Source organism: Burkholderia sp. PAMC 26561 (assembly GCF_001557535.2).
Classification (GTDB): domain Bacteria; phylum Pseudomonadota; class Gammaproteobacteria; order Burkholderiales; family Burkholderiaceae; genus Caballeronia.
This window is the reverse complement of the sequence record NZ_CP014309.1, coordinates 245,446-260,763: the sequence shown is the minus strand read 5'-3', so window position 1 is coordinate 260,763 and position 15,318 is coordinate 245,446. Positions and strand designations below refer to the sequence as shown.

The following is a 15,318-nucleotide window of genomic DNA, read 5'->3' as shown; positions in this document are numbered from 1 at the left end:
ACAACATCTCCAGCAGACGTTACGTTTCATACGTAGTTTCAGCAATTTGGAGACCCAGGAACCCCAGTGAGGATATCTACTCGAGGCCAGCAGCAAGATACGGAGACGATTGACGAGCAATTCGGCAGCTGCTTTCAGCAATTCCATCAAATTACGGCCCGGTAAAAATCACGGCCTGTTAATGTGAAACAATAGAGCACAGTCCTGAGGTCCATCGATGAGCATCCAATCTCGCAACAACGTACACGTCAAGGGCGACGGGCCCTCTACGATTGTTTTCGCGCATGGATTTGGCTGCGACCAAAATATGTGGCGCCTTTTTGCACCGAGCTTCGCTGCCCGATATCAGGTCATTTTGTTTGACCTCGTGGGCGGCGGCGATTCCGACCTCGCAGCCTACAACCGTGCCAAGTACGGGTCTCTTCACGGTTACGCATCAGACGTGCTGGAGATCGTCGAGGAATTCGCAACTGGCCCGGTGATTTACGTTGGACACTCGGTCAGCGCAATGATCGGCATGCTCGCTGCGATCGAGATGCCGGACAAGTTCGCAGCTAACGTCATGATCGGGCCTTCGCCCTCGTTTATCAACGACGGCGAATATGTCGGCGGCTTCGCACGCGCTGACATCGACGAACTGCTGCAAACACTGGAAAGCAACTACTTGGGCTGGTCGAGCACGATGGCACCTGCCATCATGGGGGCCTCGAACGGCCCCGAGATGGGCGAAGAACTGACCAACAGCTTTTGTCGCACAAACCCTGAAATCGCCAAGCATTTTGCACGCGTGACGTTCCTTGCCGATCACCGTGCGGAGTTGTCGAAAGTGACTACGCCTACGCTGATAATACAATCAGACGACGATCTGCTTGCGCCTGTGGGCGTCGGGCAATATATGCACGAGCGGATCGTCGGCAGCAGCCTGAGCGTGGTTCAGAACGTCGGCCACTGCCCACACCTAAGTGCTCCGGGTCCAAGCAAAGATGCAACCGAAGCCTTTCTGGCAGGCCTCGGCTTGTGAACAGGCGACCTGATGCAGACGCTTAATTCGTTCGAGCAAGCATACGAACACGCACCCTGCGGTCTCGTCACCACCCGGATCGACGGCACCATTGTCCGTGCCAATGCGACGTTTTGCAGTTGGTGCGGATTTGCAGCGACGGAGCTCGTAGGTCGACGCCGCATTCAGGATTTGCTGACCATCGGCGGTAAAGTCTTCCATCAAACGCATTGGGCACCGTTGCTGCTAATGCAGCGCTCAGTGGCGGAAGTAAAGCTTGACATTCGCCACAGCGCCGGCCACAAGGTGCCCATGCTAATTAACGTCTTGCGCCGAGGCGATGGCGATGCGCAGTACGACGACTTCGCTTTTGTGATCGTCACCGACCGGGATAAATACGAGCAGGAACTTTTATCCACGCGTTTGAGGGCGGAAGAGGCACTTGAGGCTAAAAAGCAGGCTGAAAAGGCGCTGCAACTGATCAATCGCCGCAAAGATGAATTTCTCGCGACGCTCGCCCACGAGTTACGCAATCCGTTGGCGCCGATCCAAGCAGTCGTAGAGCTGCTCCGGAACAAGGATTTAGTCGATCCTCAAGTGCTTTGGTCGCGTGGCGTGCTTGAACGACAAGTCGGTCAGATCGCACGGCTCGTCGATGACCTGATGGAAGTATCGAGGGTGGTTGAAGGCAAGCTCGAACTGCGGCGACAGAGTATGGATCTGGGCGACGTCATACGGCAGTCGATCGAGGGTTCGCGCGTCCTCATCGATGCGTCGGCACATACCCTGAAGTTGACGCTGCCAGCCGAGCCCATCATGCTTGACGCAGATCCTGTGCGGCTAATCCAGGTGTTTCAGAACCTGGTGAACAATGCAGCGAAGTACACGCCGACTGGTGGCGCTATCGAAGTCAGCGTCGCCCGAGACGGTGACGTAGCGATTGTGACGGTACGCGATAACGGAATCGGCATGTCGCCTGAGCATCTGCCGACGATCTTCGGAATATTTGCGCAGCTGGAACCCGGGCTTTCGCGCTCTCAAGGTGGTTTGGGTATCGGATTGTCATTGGTCGAGTCCCTCATCGAGCGGCATGGCGGTACGGTCACCGCTTCGAGCAAAGGAATTGGGCAAGGAAGCGAATTCGTCGTTCGCCTGCCGAGATCAGTTTCTCGGCATGATGCGTCGCAGCCTGGCGCAACCTCCGATCCCCCCGGTCGTAAAAACAGGCGGGTGCTGATCATTGACGATAGCGAAGATGCAGCGCTGAGTCTTGCGATGCTGCTCGATACCGACGGCCACGAGGTCCGAACAGCACACAATGGGGCAACTGGATTAAAGCTGCTGCTTGAGTCGCCCGCAGACGCCATCCTGTTGGACATTGGCTTGCCAGATCTCAACGGGTACGAACTGGCGGAGCAGATCCGCCAACGTCCCGAAGGGCGTGAGGTCTTGTTGATCGCGCTGACGGGCTGGGGCCAGCCGCAAGACAAGATAAACGCCGAAGCTGCGGGTTTTGATCTGCATCTCACGAAACCGGTCGATTACCTAGAGCTGTTGGCTATCCTCGATCGAGCCTGAAAGCGTGGCTGACATCAGTGGATCTAAATCCGAGTCTAGCTGATCGTGATGTCCGTCGGGATCGTGCCGTCCGCTTTGGGCGCGAATTTGTTCACCATCTTAAAACAGTGAACGAAAGCATATCCTCGATTGCGTCCCTTGACGCGGCGCAGGGTTCAATGACGGTTGTGGGGTCGACTTCCGCCAGTCGCGACGCATTACGAGATCAGGCGTTATGTCAACGCCGACGTTGGGATCATATGTGATCGGCAAGCCCCGATCGCCAGCGATTGCGCTGTTCCGATCGTAAGTGGGACCCTTGTTAAAATTAGGCTAGACGAAAAGCCTCATACTGAGCAGATGCGCGTTCATTTCCCATCAGCTTTTTGATAACGGAACGCGCACTACGCCTGCGCCGCCCAGCGCCCGCAGCGCACCTTTTTTGCCAGAAGACCGGCCTTAGGCCGAACAGCCGCAGAAAAGTGGGGTGTTGCCGATGATGCACGATTTTTTGTTCAATAACCGCGCTGAGCTCATTACCCGGTGTCGAGCGAAAGTGGCGTTGAGACCGGCGCGTGAAGCGACGGTCGAGCAAATTAAAAATGGCGTACCGCTGTTTTTAGACCAGCTTATTAGAACGCTGCGCGTGGAGCAGACGACGGAACCGCTGGATAGCCGCACGATTTCTGGACCAGCAGGCGGCGGCGTAACCTCAGAAATGGGTACGTCTGCGGCACTGCATGGTCGAGCCCTGCTTGACCTCGGGTTTAATGTAAGCCAAGTGGTGCATGACTACGGCGACCTTTGCCAAGCCATCACCGACCTCGCCTACGAGCGCGATGCTCCCTTTGAAGTGGATGAGTTCAGGACGCTCAACCGTTGCCTGGACAACGCTATTGCCGACGCAGTCACCGAATTTGGTTACCAACGCGATAATATTGCTGCTGAAAGGCAAACCCTGGAAGCCAACGAGCAGGCGGGCTTCTTCGCCCACGAGCTCAGGAATTATCTCAACACCGCCTCGCTCGCTTTTGATGCTGCCCATGCGGGAAATTTAACGCTCTCAGGCGCGACGGGGACGCTGTTAAAACGAAGCTTGACGGGATTGCGCGACCTCATTGATCGTTCACTGAATGAGGTTCGAGAAAAGACGGGGAATCCAGTTTCTGCGGACGTGTTTTCGATAGCGGAGTTTATTGTCGAGGTGCGGCATGCGGCGGAACTCGCAGCGCGCGTGAGAGGATGCAAGTTCTCGGTGTCCCATGTCGAGCCCCAGCTTGCCGTTAAGGGTGATCGGGATCTGTTATATGCCGCGCTGGGCAACCTGCTGCAAAACGCATTCAAATTTACGTATGCCCATAGCGAAGTAATGTTGCGGGTCCATGCTGTTGCGGACCGTATTTTAATTAACGTAGAAGACCACTGTGGGGGGTTGCCGCCAGGAAGCGTTGCCTTGTTGTTTCAACCGTTCAAGCAGCACTCGACCGACAAGAGCGGCTTGGGACTGGGCCTATCGATCGCCCGACGAAATGTCGAATCCTATGGCGGCACGCTCACCGCTCTGGACAAACCGGGCGTTGGGTGCATTTTCACGATCGACCTTCCCCGGTATGCAATGCCGGTTCTATAAGCGTCGAGGAATCAGCAACAACTCGCTAATGCGCGTTGCCGCCTCGCGGTAACGCCCAAAAAACAAATCCTCACGCGCGAGAAAAACTGTCGTCTTCTCGGCCGGGTTGAGCCCGCCGACCTGATCCAGATGCTCGATCAGAATTTGAATTTCGTGGGGAGAGATCGTTGCCCCCGCCACCAGTTGGTGGGACATACAGGACGCCAGCACGAACGCATCATCGTCGGTGAGGTGTTGGTTCATTGAGGTTCCTAACTCACCATCCCCGAAAACCGGACCTGCATGCTGAGGTTACACGAAGGAGGCGTATGCAGTTCGTCTACCGAGACTTCAATATCGAATGCATTGTCGAACAGATCGGCACAAACTTCGTTGGTCGCGCGGCGATTTCGCGAGTGTCATCGAGCCGAGAACCGGAAACCTTGCACGAGACGAGTTGTTCCCCAGCGTTTGCGACTGAGTTAAAAGCGGTCGGCTATGCCCGCAATTTCGCCGAAATGTGGTGCGACAAAAATTTCATCGATGGATGTACCTAGCTTACTAAGTGGCGAAGTTCGAGATCAGCGCGAGCAGATGAGTCGGCGACTGACCTTTCTGGAAATAGCCGTCAAATTCATGGTCAGTCAGATGGCGAAGCACTTCCGCTTCATCCAACGCGGTAAAGGCAATGATCGTAATTTCACGGGTGCGAGCATCCTGCCGCAAAGCGAGCGCGGCCTGGAAGCCGTTGCAGTCGGGCATGGAGATATCCATGAGGATCACATGCGGACTCCATGCGACGCCTACCGAAATTGCCTGTGCGCCTCCGAACGCCGTCTGACAGTCGATCTTCTCAAACGCCAGGTAGGTCGCGAGCGCTTCAGCGGCGTTTTGATTGTCGTCGACAACCAGAACGCGCAAGGTGCCCTTGCCAAGCTTAATGCGGCGTTGGGTCCAAGGACCAGCGCGTGATTTGTTCGACGATAAGTGCATGGGAGACTCCTTGCGCACGTTTGCAGCACCGCACGTGCCTGCCAAGGTTTTGTTGAAGCCTTACCGCTCCATCTATATATGATAATGTCTCTTATCACATATAGCGGAGCTGCCCATGGCCACCCTGTCAGACGAGATGACGCGCATCCTCGAAGAAGCCGCCGAAGGACTTAAGGCGCTGGAGGATGAAGTCATCACTGCCGGATTCGATCCGGACGACCCGGCCAGTGTCGATGCCGCCATCCGGCACATCGACGACACTATCGATGCCAAGGTCGCGCGCTTTCGCGGCAACCGGCTCGTCGAGGAAGCGGCGGATGCGATCAAGGCCGAATGTCGCGCCAACATTCTTCTGCAGGCCACTGTTCGTGACACTGATCGCGGCACGCGCACGCTGCATTGAGCGTGGCTTCCGGATCGTTGGCATGCGTAACGCAGACCAAATAAGTGGATTTTTAGAAGGACCAGCTGATGAAACCTGATGCAGTTCAGTTCGTCATGCGTTCGTCCGTTGAAGACGATCCTTTTGGCGGACCCGAGAGTCAATATAGCCGCGAGCTCCAGCAATTCTTGGGCATTTTGTGCGCGCAGGGCGGCCAACTTGTACGTCCCCGCTTGTCGATGGACAACGCGCACGTGCAGGCCGTGGTGGAATTTAATGTGCCCGTGAGCCCGGGCGCGCTCGAGATCCTCGGGGCTGCGCTGGCCGCGTGGATCCGCGGGCGAGCCGGCCGGCAAATTGAACTCATTGGTGCGCACGTCCAAATCAAAGCCAATTCAGCCGCCGATATGCAAAGGCTCATCGAGCAATTCGCCGCGTTCCAAAAAACCTTGTAACCAGGGATCAGCATGACTGAGGCGCTCCTTGTCCGCTCGTCCGCGCCGCTGCCGGCGCTGATGACCCGCGCCGGCGAACGCGCCGGTGTGCGCTTTCTAGAATTCTTCGCCTCCAACATTCGCAACCCAAATACACGGCGAGCCTATGCGCATGCGGTGGGCGAGTTTTTCGCCTGGTGCGCGCAGACCGGCGTGAGCTCGATCACTGACGTGCAGCCGCTGCACGTGGCGGCCTGGATTGAACTGCAGACGCAGATGCTGTCGGCGCCGACCGTCAAGCAGCACCTGGCGGCAATCCGCCACCTGTTTGACTGGCTCGTCACTGGCCAGGTCGTGCCGCATAACCCTGCGGCGTCCGTGCGTGGGCCGACTCATACAGCTCGCAAGGGCAAGACCCCTGTGCTCGATGCGAGCGAAGCCCGGCAGCTGCTTGATAGCATCGATGTCAGCACACCCATTGGCCTCAGGGATCGGGCGTTGATTGGGCTGATGGTGTTTTCGTTCGCACGGGTGGGTGCAGCGCTCGCGATGCGCGTGGACGACGTGTACACGCAGAACAAACGGTTATGGGTGCGCTTGCGCGAGAAAGGCGGCAAGCAGCACGAGATGCCTTGTCACCACACGCTTGAAGCGTATCTGGATGCGTACATCGACGGCACCGGGATTGGCGCCGAGGGTAAGGGGCCGCTGTTTCGCACGATCCAGCGCGGGACTGGGCGCCTGAGCACCACTGCCCTGCCCCAGGCGAATGCGTATGCGATGGTGACGCGCAGAGCGCTTACGGTCGGCATCAACACGAAGATTGGCAACCACACGTTTCGCGCGACGGGCATCACCGCCTATCTGAAAAACGGCGGCACGCTGGAGAACGCAGCGGCGATGGCAAACCACGCGTCGACCCGTACCACCCAGCTCTATGACCGGCGTCACGACAACATTACCCTCGACGAAATCGAGCGGATTCGCGTGTAGTTATGCCGTAGTGCATCAATAAGGCCGTCTTAAAGCGGCCAGAATCGGTCATTCGACAATCGCGCCTAAATTGCTGACAATATGTGCACATGGACACTGGAACACACGGATGCTTACTTTGGCTGATACACGCATCCGGAATATTGAGGTCGCCGAGAATGGCGAGTCATTCGTTGATCTCGCAGTGTTTTCCGACAAAATTTCGGTCGATCTCAACCGCACCTTAATTTCAAGTCGAAGTGAATTCTTTCTTTACGCTCGAAAGACAGTCGCCAAGCGGTTGCTTGTTGCTAATCAGGCGCTCCCAAATGGACTTCAGTTACTAATTACCGAAGCTTATCGTCCACTCTCACAGCAACGAGCATCTTTCCAACGTTATGTTGCCAAGGTGCGCGGCTCCTATCCTGGGATTAGTGACGATGAGGTATTGGACATTGCGAGCCGCTATGTTGCGCCACCTGATGTCGCTGGCCACCCTACCGGTGCGGCCGTTGATCTTACGCTGCAACAAATCGGTGGGGGTCACGTAGAGATGGGCAGCGTCTTGAATGCCATGGATACGGAATCGTCCGGCGCTTGCTACACCGCGTGCACTTTTATCCCGCAAACAGCGAAAGCGAACCGTAGGATTTTGGCGAAGGCGATGGAGATAGCGGGCTTCGTGAACTATCCATCGGAGTGGTGGCATTGGTCATACGGCGATCGTTACTGGGCCGTAGTAACGCAGCAGGCCCAAGCTCTTTATGGTCCTGTCGAAGAAGACGCGGTAGCCTCAGACCTTTACCGCTATCAGGAACAGCAGAATGAGTACCGCTCGACCAGTGACACCGACCTGGATGCCGATCGCCATTGGAGAGATGGGGACGAAGCGGTTTCCGGTAGGAAAATGCAATCCACGTATCGTTGAATACAACAGTTACACGAACCTCCTTGGGTACGATGACAAGATCTCTTGGTGCTCATCGTTCATCAATTGGTGTCTATTTCAGGCGGGGTTTGTCGGTACCGGGTCGGCTGTAGCGCGCTCGTGGTTGAACTGGGGCATCTCTATTACCAGCCCTGCGTACGGTTGCCTCGTTGTTCTCACCCGAGATGACCCGCTCAGTTGGAAAGGGCATGTAGGTTTCTATCTCCGGCACGACGAGAACCACATATATCTGCTTGGCGGAAATCAGCGCGGTGAAGTGAGGGAGCTCGCGTATTCCAAAGGTCGTATCCTTGCTTACCGGTGGCCCAACGCCGCGAACTCTTCGTAGCGAGGTTGGCCTGGAGGTGTACCGTGGGGCTGTTAGTGGCCATGTGCCAGCGACTGACGATAGGCACAGCCCGGCTAACAGCAGCCTGTCGTCCTCCTCGCTTGTATCGTCGACAACTTGACTTATGCGGGATGGCGACACGCCTGACCGTCTAAACTTGCGCGGCGTGGTTGATATCGAGTACGGTGAGCGCTCTTTGGTTCATCTCATATCGTATGGTCACTGTCCGCCTATTAGATTCCGACGATGCAGAGCAATTCAAAGCATTGCGTCTTCTTGCCGTCGATAACGCCCCCACCGCCATATGGCCTACCCGCGAGGAGGAACTAGCACGTTCGATTGAGGAGGTTGCCGCTCGCATTCGTTCGACGCCGACACAGGCGGTGTTCGGAGCGTTTGAGAGCAAGGTGCTGATCGGTATCACGGGCGTGCGTCGTGAACCGCTGCGTCAGGTGAATCACAAAGCGACAATCTGGGGCGTGTTTGTCAACCCGTCATACCGTGGACGAAAAATCGCACAAACGCTTTTGTCGGCAGCGACAGCGCACGCGGCCGAACAGTGGGACGCTGTCCAACTGATGCTTTCTGTCAATGCGGAGAATCTGCCCGCAAAGAGGCTTTATACGTCGCACGGCTTTCAGTCGTTTGGCTTAGAGCCTCGCGCCATGAAGGTCGGAGATCGTTTCTATGACGAGGAGCATATGTGCAAACAAGTGGTCTAGCTTGCCGCGTCGCGCTAGACTGGGTTCGGCCACGAGCGGTCGCTCGACTGTACGATGAGGATCGTCGACAATCTGACTGCAACTAAACGCTTGCTGAAAATACCAGCCCTTGATAACTCATACGAGAGATGGAATAGAAGTTGGTTACTGTGGAACGCACAACAGGAACGATGATGTCGAAGGTTTGCCTGTTTCTGCTGGGGTTTTTGCTTATTGCTGAGTTACGACGGCATCAAATCTTGTCCGGCACTGGCACAACAATCGCCGCAGCCCTCTATGGCGTGTTGGGCTTGCTGGGTCTTTTATCGAGGGAAGTATGTGTCTTCTCTGGCACTCCTCGATCAATGAAAACCGAAAGATGGATTGTTGATGCACGAGTTCGGCCACCCTTATCAGCATCGAGGCAGTCCGTTGGGTCCGCTCCCGATGGTCAGGCGGAAAGGCATTCTTAGAACTTGGTCCTGACGATTTATCCGGAGTTATTGAGGTTCAGACAATGCAATTGGGTGCGCGCGAGTTTTCGTCGCACCTGGATGTCGAGAGGCGTATGAACGAAGTCCGTGCCTCTATCGCAATGCTTCTAGATATTGAAGATGTCGGCTGGGAGAAGCTCTTCGATACCGCCACAAGGCGATAACCCTTCACATCACCCCCAGCGAAAACGAGGAGAAGGGCCATTGCCTTCCAGTTGCGGACGCTTGGCATGACGTGCAGCATCGTCAACTATCGGTTACTTGTGAGACCAGAAATTGTCAGGGGCTAACCTAGCTGCGCGATGTACTTCAGCATCGTTGTTACTAGTTAGAAGAATCCGTAAGACTTGAGCTTCCTGGCGAAACAAAAGTTCCCATCGGGCAGATATTACAACCTGTTGGGGACGAAGGGTACGAATACAATTGCTTGACGGCAAGCACGTGCTTCCGTCAAGCGAAAGTTTCCTCGTCATCACCGAGACCAGATCGATTTCCTCCGAATTCGGGGTTCGCGGAGGCGTGCCGTAACGACGGGTTATGCTTTGAGGTACTGTACGGATTGTCAAGTCCAAACGGGGCCGCATATCGCGAGCTACTATTTGAATGCTAAAAAGCGGAGACGTTTTCGACATGAAACGGTCGCGTGACGCAAAGACCTAATCTTCTATTGGCTCACCGGCAACGAGCGCGACACCGTTTGCAACTTGCTTTCCAACCGCCTCTGCAACCTCTCGGATACTCCGAAAACCCGTTGGTGCCCAGTACAGCCATGTATTCTCGCCGACATTGAAAGTTGCGTCACCAACATTGACGGTTCCCGAAACGTAATCGGCACCATCGAAAAAATTGAACGCCATCCGCGCACCATCTGAACGTGAACGTACGCTCGTAATATGGATCGTAACAGGCACGCCATTCGGATCAATACGAAGACCGAGGTGTTCAGCCCGCATTGCAAACGCCGACATCATTGCAGCGCGGATCCACGGGCTAACTAAAACACCGTCGGCTTCAATCTTCGGATGCTGAATACTATTTGCCACCTGTATCCGCGTCTGGACACTGACCGAGCGTTGAGAGTCAACGTTTGGGACCGTCGCCAAACAGCCAGAAAGTAAGCCTACAACGTAAGCGTCGCGCGAGGGCCGCACTTGATCTTGCTACCATGAGACGCCAAAGTGGTTCCCACTACTTGAATGGTGGGAACTACTTTGACATTAGAAAAATCGCACTCGGGCAGTCGTAAGGGCTGCCCGAATCATAGTCCGGAGTTTCGGCGCCGAATGGTCGATGCGGCCTGTGAGCCCGGTGTGTCGGTTTCAAGTCTTGCTCGTGAGAACGGGTTGAACGCTAATCTGCTGTTCAGATGGCGACGAGAACATAGAGTTAAACAGCAGGGCAAGGTTAGCGGGCTTATTCCCGTGAGCGTGGTGACAGACGTAGCGAGCGTGGTTGCGCCGGAGGCGTTGATCGAACCGGATAAGGCGAAGGCGACATCACCGGGCGGCACGATCGAAGTACGAATTGGCCGTGCAATGGTCAAAGTGGATGGCGCGGTTGATGTCGAGACGCTTCGAGCTGTGCTGGCGAGTCTGAGATCGTGATCGGCCTGCCGGCGGGTACGCGAGTGTGGATTGCAGCAGGTATCACCGACATGCGCTCTGGATTCCCGGGGTTAGCTGCCAAGGTGCAGACAGCGCTCGGTGAGAATCCGCTGAGCGGCGACGTGTTCATCTTTCGTGGGCGCCGTGGCGATTTGATCAAGATTCTATGGGCGACTGATGACGGGGTCTGGCTGCTCGCGAAGCGCCTCACAAATGGCCGTTTCATCTGGCCACAGGCTGATGGCGGCAAGATCCATTTGACGAGCGCCCAGCTATCCATGGTCCTCGAAGGGATCGATTGGCGCCAGCCTCGTCGCACAGCGGCATTATTGATGGCGTAGCGGTTGTAAACCGCACGGGATACTCGTAAACTGCGGCGTATGCCGAGCGACGCCGATCTCCCCGATGATGTTGTCACCCTGCAAGCCTTGCTAAGCGAGGCCCTCGCATCAATTGCCGATCGGGATCGCGAGATTGAACGCCTGAAGGTTCAGATCGACAAGCTCAAACGGATGCACTTCGGCCGTAAATCCGAGCAGTTGGATCGGCAGTTGGATCAACTCGAGACACAGCTAGAGGATCTGGCAACTGGGCAAGGCGCCGCCGACGTTCGCCGGGCGCGCGCGCGATCTCCAAGTTCGGGCATCTCCGTGCAGGCGCCCAAGGAAGCTCTGCCACCCCATCTGCCACGCGAAGATCGCGTGCTCGAACCCGATCCGACATGCCCCAAGTGCGGCAGCGCCATGCGCGCGCTTGGCGAAGACGTGTCCGAGCAGTTGGCGCGCGTCACCGCTATGTTTAAGGTAATCCGCACGATTCGACGCAAGATGGCCTGCCCCAGTTGCGGTCACATCGAACAGCCGCCGATGCCGGGGCTGCCGATCGAGCGCAGCATGGCGCATCCGAGCTTGCTCGCTGACATCCTGGTCTCGAAGTACGCCGACCACATTCCCTTGTATCGCCAAACGGGGATCGCTGCGCGCGAAGGCGTACGCCTTGATCGCGCCACCACAGCGCGCTGGGTTGGACAGTGCGAAGAACTCTGCAGGCCGCTGACCGAAGCGCTGCGCGCCTATGTTATGGCGGCCACCAAGATCCACGCGGATGACACACCGATCCCGGTGCTCGCGCCGGGCAACAAGAAAACCCGCACGGGTCGGCTCTGGGTCTACGTTCGCGATGACCGCCGTTCGGCTTCCATAGAACCGGCCGCCGTCTGGTTCGCTTACTCACCGGACCGCAAAGGCATCCACCCACAAACTCATCTTGCTAAATTTGAGGGCATCCTTCAGGCGGACGCGTATGCGGGCTATGCTGATCTGTACCTCGATGGGAAAATCCATCCGGCCGCTTGTTGGGATCATGCTCGGCGGTATGTCTTTGACGTCCATGAGAAAACGCCGTCGGAAACCACCACGCAATTGCTTGACAGGATCGGCGAGCTATACGGTATTGAGGCTCAGATCCGCGGCAAGCCTGCAGATGAACGATTGCGCGTGCGCCAGGAAAAGAGCAAGCCGCTGCTCGTGACTCTCGAAAAGTTGATGCGAGAAAAACTTGCCACGCTTTGGGCGAAAGCACCGCTGGTCGAAGCGATGAACTACTCTTTGAACCGCTGGGATGCGCTCACGTTGTTCTGCGACGATGGACAGGCAGAAATCAGCAATGTACTTGCGGAAAATGCATTGCGTTGTGTGGCGCTCGGCAGGCGCAACTACATGTTCGCCGGCTCCGACAGTGGAGGAGAACGGGCCGCGGCGATGTATTCATTGCTCGGCTCGTGCAAGCTCAATGGCATCAATCCACGTGCTTATCTTGACTACGTGCTGACCCGCATCGCAGACCACAAAATCAACGTCATCGACGAACTACTGCCTTGGAACATCGCCAGACTTCTGCCCTCGTTCCCACCGGCATCAAACTGATCCGCTCGTCTACGAAAATCTGAAGGGCCCTCACGAGACGCTTACCCTACAACCAGCAGGGCAGCTACGATGAGTCGTGTCTTCATGGTTATCGTCAAGGAGAATTGCCTAGTTTTGCATAACGACAGGTTACTCAAAAACTTTACGTTTTTTTGCGCTGTTAACCGGTTCAATCACAAGTTCGGCGGTATTTTTTGTAAAAAGTAGTGCAATTCGCGAATCACGATGCTGAGAGTCACTTGGATATCACTGCGCCTCTGACGGTTATCCTGCCGACCGACAAGATGGGCAGCTTTTCATGCTGCCTAAATCCACCTCTTCTTCTCGGTTTTATAAGCAAATTCAGCTGAGATTACTCGATTAGCACAATAAGGGTCCTGAACTCACCGTATCGAGATTAAGAGTGTTGTGCAGGCCGTTAGAACTAAAAGAACGCAACATGCACTTGCGTCGAATCTCGCATTTGACATCGGAGTGACCGGTTTAGAAATGAGCAAGTGTCCCTTGTGGGTCGGGTAGCGCCATTCGCCGTCAGGCAGAGACCGGCCAATTGCAGTCATTCGACATCTGTACCCGAATCGGTGACAATCCGAGGCGAATTTGCGTCAGTCTTTCGTATTTCATTCACAAAGAATGTTCAACGGAGATATGAGCGATGGACTTGAGGAGCATCCGCCGGGCAACGGCAGAAGATGTCTCGGTGCTAACACAGATCCGCAATGATGCACACACATGGAAGATAGCGCACCGAGACTACGCGTGGGGCAAGGAAGGAGACGGTGTTTCCGAGCAATGGATGCGAAGCACCGTCGCTCAAAAAGAAGTGTACATCGTTGAGCTGGACGGCACTCCGGCAGGCACGTTTTCGCTCGATCTGGACGATGATCAGCGCTGGGGGCCGCAGAAGCCGATCGCAGCTTATGTGCACGGGCTGGGTGTGCGCAAAGGCTTCCACGGGCGTGGACTCGGCGGGTTCATGCTTGACTGCTGCGCCAGCAACGTGCGGGGCTTGAACCGGCGCTATGTCCGGCTCGACTGTCCGGCTCACAACGAAAAGCTATGCGCCTAGTATGAGTCGCTTGGTTTTATCCGGGTAGGACTGTGGCAAGAACCCGGTCCCGGTGGCTATGTCTGGTCGCTGTACGAAAAGACCACCGCGAATTAACATACCGAACGGGAGCGGCATTGAGTCCTGAAAAAATAGCGTCGGTTTTCGCGGCAACCGGGGCGGATACTGCATTTTTCGTTACGGGAAAGGCCGTTGCTCGGCCGTGGGGCGCAGCGTCGGGCTGGGCAGACCTAGGTCTCGCAGAGCCTTTAACCTGCGACACGCCCTTCCGAATTGCCAGCAACACCAAGACACTTGTTGCGGCCACTGTATATCGACTATGGGAGCAAAAGAGGATCGAACTCGATGCGCCCATTCATTCGTTATGTACGCCGCTCTTGAATACCCTATTGACCACTCGAGGTTACGATACAGAATCGATCACAGTCTTTCATCTTTTAAATCACAGCGCTGGGCTTTGCGACCATGCCGACGATGATTACATCAAGACCGTCCTTGCAAATCCTGAGCACCAGTGGACGCGTGAAGAGCAGGTCCGCCTTGCTGTCGCGAGGCCACCCCCGCAAGGTAAAGCGGGCGCTCAGTACCTATACTCGGATACCGGCTACATTCTTCTGGGCGACATTATTGAGCAAGTTACGGGAGAACCGCTTGCTCAAGTTGTTCGACGCGAGATGGGCTTCCACGACCGTCATATGGACTCGACATGGTGGGAAATGGTTGAGGCCCGGCCATTGAAAGCCAACCGAGCTGCGCGGCAATTTATGGATGGGATTGATGTCACCCAACTCCACGCCACGATGGACTTGTACGGCGGGGGCGGCTTGATGATGTCTGCACGTGATCTGGCAACGTTTATGCAAAACCTGTTTGAAGGTGGCATATTCGAATCGCCGCGAGCTTTGTGCGAGATGCTTCGGGCTGGTCCTCACGAGGGTTCCGAAGGTTACCGGGGAGGAGTTTCTGCTGGCGCTATAGACGGTCACGAAGTATTCTCCCACCTTGGTTTCTGGGGGACCGCCGTCTATTACGCGCCTGACCCGGGTATCTCCATATCAGGTTTTATAACAGACCGGATGTTCCGGCCTGCTTTGATTCAAGCGATTGAAAAAGTGCTTGGAGCGTTGCTCGGCACGCAAAAATTGTGACGCGAGATCGGTTTTCAGAAAGCGAATTGGTGGATTGCTGGTTAAGAAGCTAATTTTAACTCATGCTGTCTTGGAGTCGGCGCCAAGAGAGCCTGGCGCCACGTGCGGTCACCAGCGCTGAAGGCTGATGTATGGTGGCAGGTCGTTTCGCCG

17 protein-coding genes are annotated in these 15,318 nt (G+C 55.9%); 14 read left to right on the top strand and 3 right to left on the bottom strand.

From position 1 onward, the window contains the following. Positions 1 to 217: 217 nt before the first annotated feature. The 3 genes from AXG89_RS27990 to AXG89_RS27980 all read left to right on the top strand — a co-directional run bounded on the left by AXG89_RS27990 (position 218) and on the right by AXG89_RS27980 (position 4,187). A complete protein-coding gene (locus AXG89_RS27990; protein WP_062173698.1) occupies positions 218 to 1,021 on the top strand; it encodes an alpha/beta fold hydrolase in 804 nt (267 codons plus the stop codon). 12 nt (positions 1,022 to 1,033) lie between these two features. Beyond that, positions 1,034 to 2,578, top strand: coding sequence for a hybrid sensor histidine kinase/response regulator (locus tag AXG89_RS27985; protein ID WP_062173700.1), 1,545 nt, complete (start codon positions 1,034 to 1,036; stop codon positions 2,576 to 2,578). A gap of 475 nt (positions 2,579 to 3,053) precedes the next feature. Continuing rightward, complete coding sequence (locus tag AXG89_RS27980; RefSeq protein WP_205583089.1) at positions 3,054 to 4,187, top strand: sensor histidine kinase; 1,134 nt, start codon at positions 3,054 to 3,056, stop codon at positions 4,185 to 4,187. On the opposite strand, the gene AXG89_RS27975 is transcribed toward AXG89_RS27980, so the two are convergent. Together AXG89_RS27975 and AXG89_RS27965 are read right to left on the bottom strand one after the other, a co-directional pair. Next, positions 4,182 to 4,430, bottom strand: a complete 249-nt coding sequence (locus AXG89_RS27975) for a hypothetical protein (protein WP_062173703.1) — start codon at positions 4,428 to 4,430, stop codon at positions 4,182 to 4,184. The two genes, AXG89_RS27980 and AXG89_RS27975, sit on opposite strands and share 6 nt — an antisense overlap. A gap of 297 nt (positions 4,431 to 4,727) precedes the next feature. Next, the gene (locus AXG89_RS27965) at positions 4,728 to 5,159 is read right to left on the bottom strand and encodes a response regulator (protein ID WP_062173707.1); all 432 of its coding nucleotides are present in this window, start codon (positions 5,157 to 5,159) and stop codon (positions 4,728 to 4,730) included. A gap of 115 nt (positions 5,160 to 5,274) precedes the next feature. On the opposite strand from AXG89_RS27965, the gene AXG89_RS27960 reads away from it, so the two are divergent. The 6 genes from AXG89_RS27960 (at position 5,275) to AXG89_RS27935 (ending at position 8,946) form a co-directional block, all read left to right on the top strand. Next, positions 5,275 to 5,562, top strand: a complete 288-nt coding sequence (locus AXG89_RS27960; RefSeq protein WP_062173709.1) for a hypothetical protein — start codon at positions 5,275 to 5,277, stop codon at positions 5,560 to 5,562. Between the two features lie 68 nt (positions 5,563 to 5,630). After that, the gene (locus tag AXG89_RS27955) at positions 5,631 to 5,996 is read left to right on the top strand and encodes a hypothetical protein (protein WP_062173711.1); all 366 of its coding nucleotides are present in this window, start codon (positions 5,631 to 5,633) and stop codon (positions 5,994 to 5,996) included. Positions 5,997 to 6,008: 12 nt separating this feature from the next. Then, positions 6,009 to 6,968 carry a tyrosine-type recombinase/integrase gene (locus AXG89_RS27950; protein ID WP_062173713.1) on the top strand — a complete coding sequence of 320 codons (960 nt, stop codon included), beginning with the start codon at positions 6,009 to 6,011 and terminating at the stop codon, positions 6,966 to 6,968. 109 nt (positions 6,969 to 7,077) lie between these two features. Further along, entirely contained in the window at positions 7,078 to 7,875 is a 798-nt protein-coding gene (locus AXG89_RS27945; protein WP_069638444.1) for a M15 family metallopeptidase, read from the top strand. Next, positions 7,772 to 8,224, top strand: a complete 453-nt coding sequence (locus AXG89_RS27940; protein ID WP_082771626.1) for an NlpC/P60 family protein — start codon at positions 7,772 to 7,774, stop codon at positions 8,222 to 8,224. Before AXG89_RS27945 ends, AXG89_RS27940 begins: the two co-directional genes overlap by 104 nt. A 215-nt stretch (positions 8,225 to 8,439) precedes the next feature. Further along, entirely contained in the window at positions 8,440 to 8,946 is a 507-nt protein-coding gene (locus tag AXG89_RS27935; protein ID WP_062173715.1) for a GNAT family N-acetyltransferase, read from the top strand. A 1,129-nt stretch (positions 8,947 to 10,075) separates the two neighbouring features. On the opposite strand, the gene AXG89_RS27930 is transcribed toward AXG89_RS27935, so the two are convergent. Further along, positions 10,076 to 10,462: a hypothetical protein gene (locus AXG89_RS27930; protein WP_162916129.1), complete on the bottom strand. Its 387-nt coding sequence runs from the start codon at positions 10,460 to 10,462 to the stop codon at positions 10,076 to 10,078. 153 nt (positions 10,463 to 10,615) lie between these two features. On the opposite strand from AXG89_RS27930, the gene tnpA reads away from it, so the two are divergent. The 5 genes from tnpA (at position 10,616) to AXG89_RS27905 (ending at position 15,165) form a co-directional block, all read left to right on the top strand. Next, on the top strand, positions 10,616 to 11,023 hold the full coding sequence (gene tnpA / locus AXG89_RS44935; protein WP_119024704.1) for an IS66-like element accessory protein TnpA: 408 nt from the start codon (positions 10,616 to 10,618) through the stop codon (positions 11,021 to 11,023). After that, positions 11,020 to 11,364, top strand: coding sequence for an IS66 family insertion sequence element accessory protein TnpB (tnpB, locus tag AXG89_RS27920; protein ID WP_062173719.1), 345 nt, complete (start codon positions 11,020 to 11,022; stop codon positions 11,362 to 11,364). Before tnpA ends, tnpB begins: the two co-directional genes overlap by 4 nt. A 39-nt stretch (positions 11,365 to 11,403) precedes the next feature. After that, positions 11,404 to 12,948 (top strand): IS66 family transposase, encoded by a 1,545-nt coding sequence (gene tnpC, locus AXG89_RS27915; RefSeq protein WP_062173720.1) that lies wholly within the window; start codon positions 11,404 to 11,406, stop codon positions 12,946 to 12,948. A gap of 655 nt (positions 12,949 to 13,603) precedes the next feature. After that, positions 13,604 to 14,017, top strand: a complete 414-nt coding sequence (locus tag AXG89_RS27910) for a GNAT family N-acetyltransferase (protein ID WP_236873504.1) — start codon at positions 13,604 to 13,606, stop codon at positions 14,015 to 14,017. 116 nt (positions 14,018 to 14,133) lie between these two features. Then, positions 14,134 to 15,165: a serine hydrolase domain-containing protein gene (locus tag AXG89_RS27905; protein ID WP_069638470.1), complete on the top strand. Its 1,032-nt coding sequence runs from the start codon at positions 14,134 to 14,136 to the stop codon at positions 15,163 to 15,165. The last annotated feature ends 153 nt before the right edge of the window (positions 15,166 to 15,318 follow it).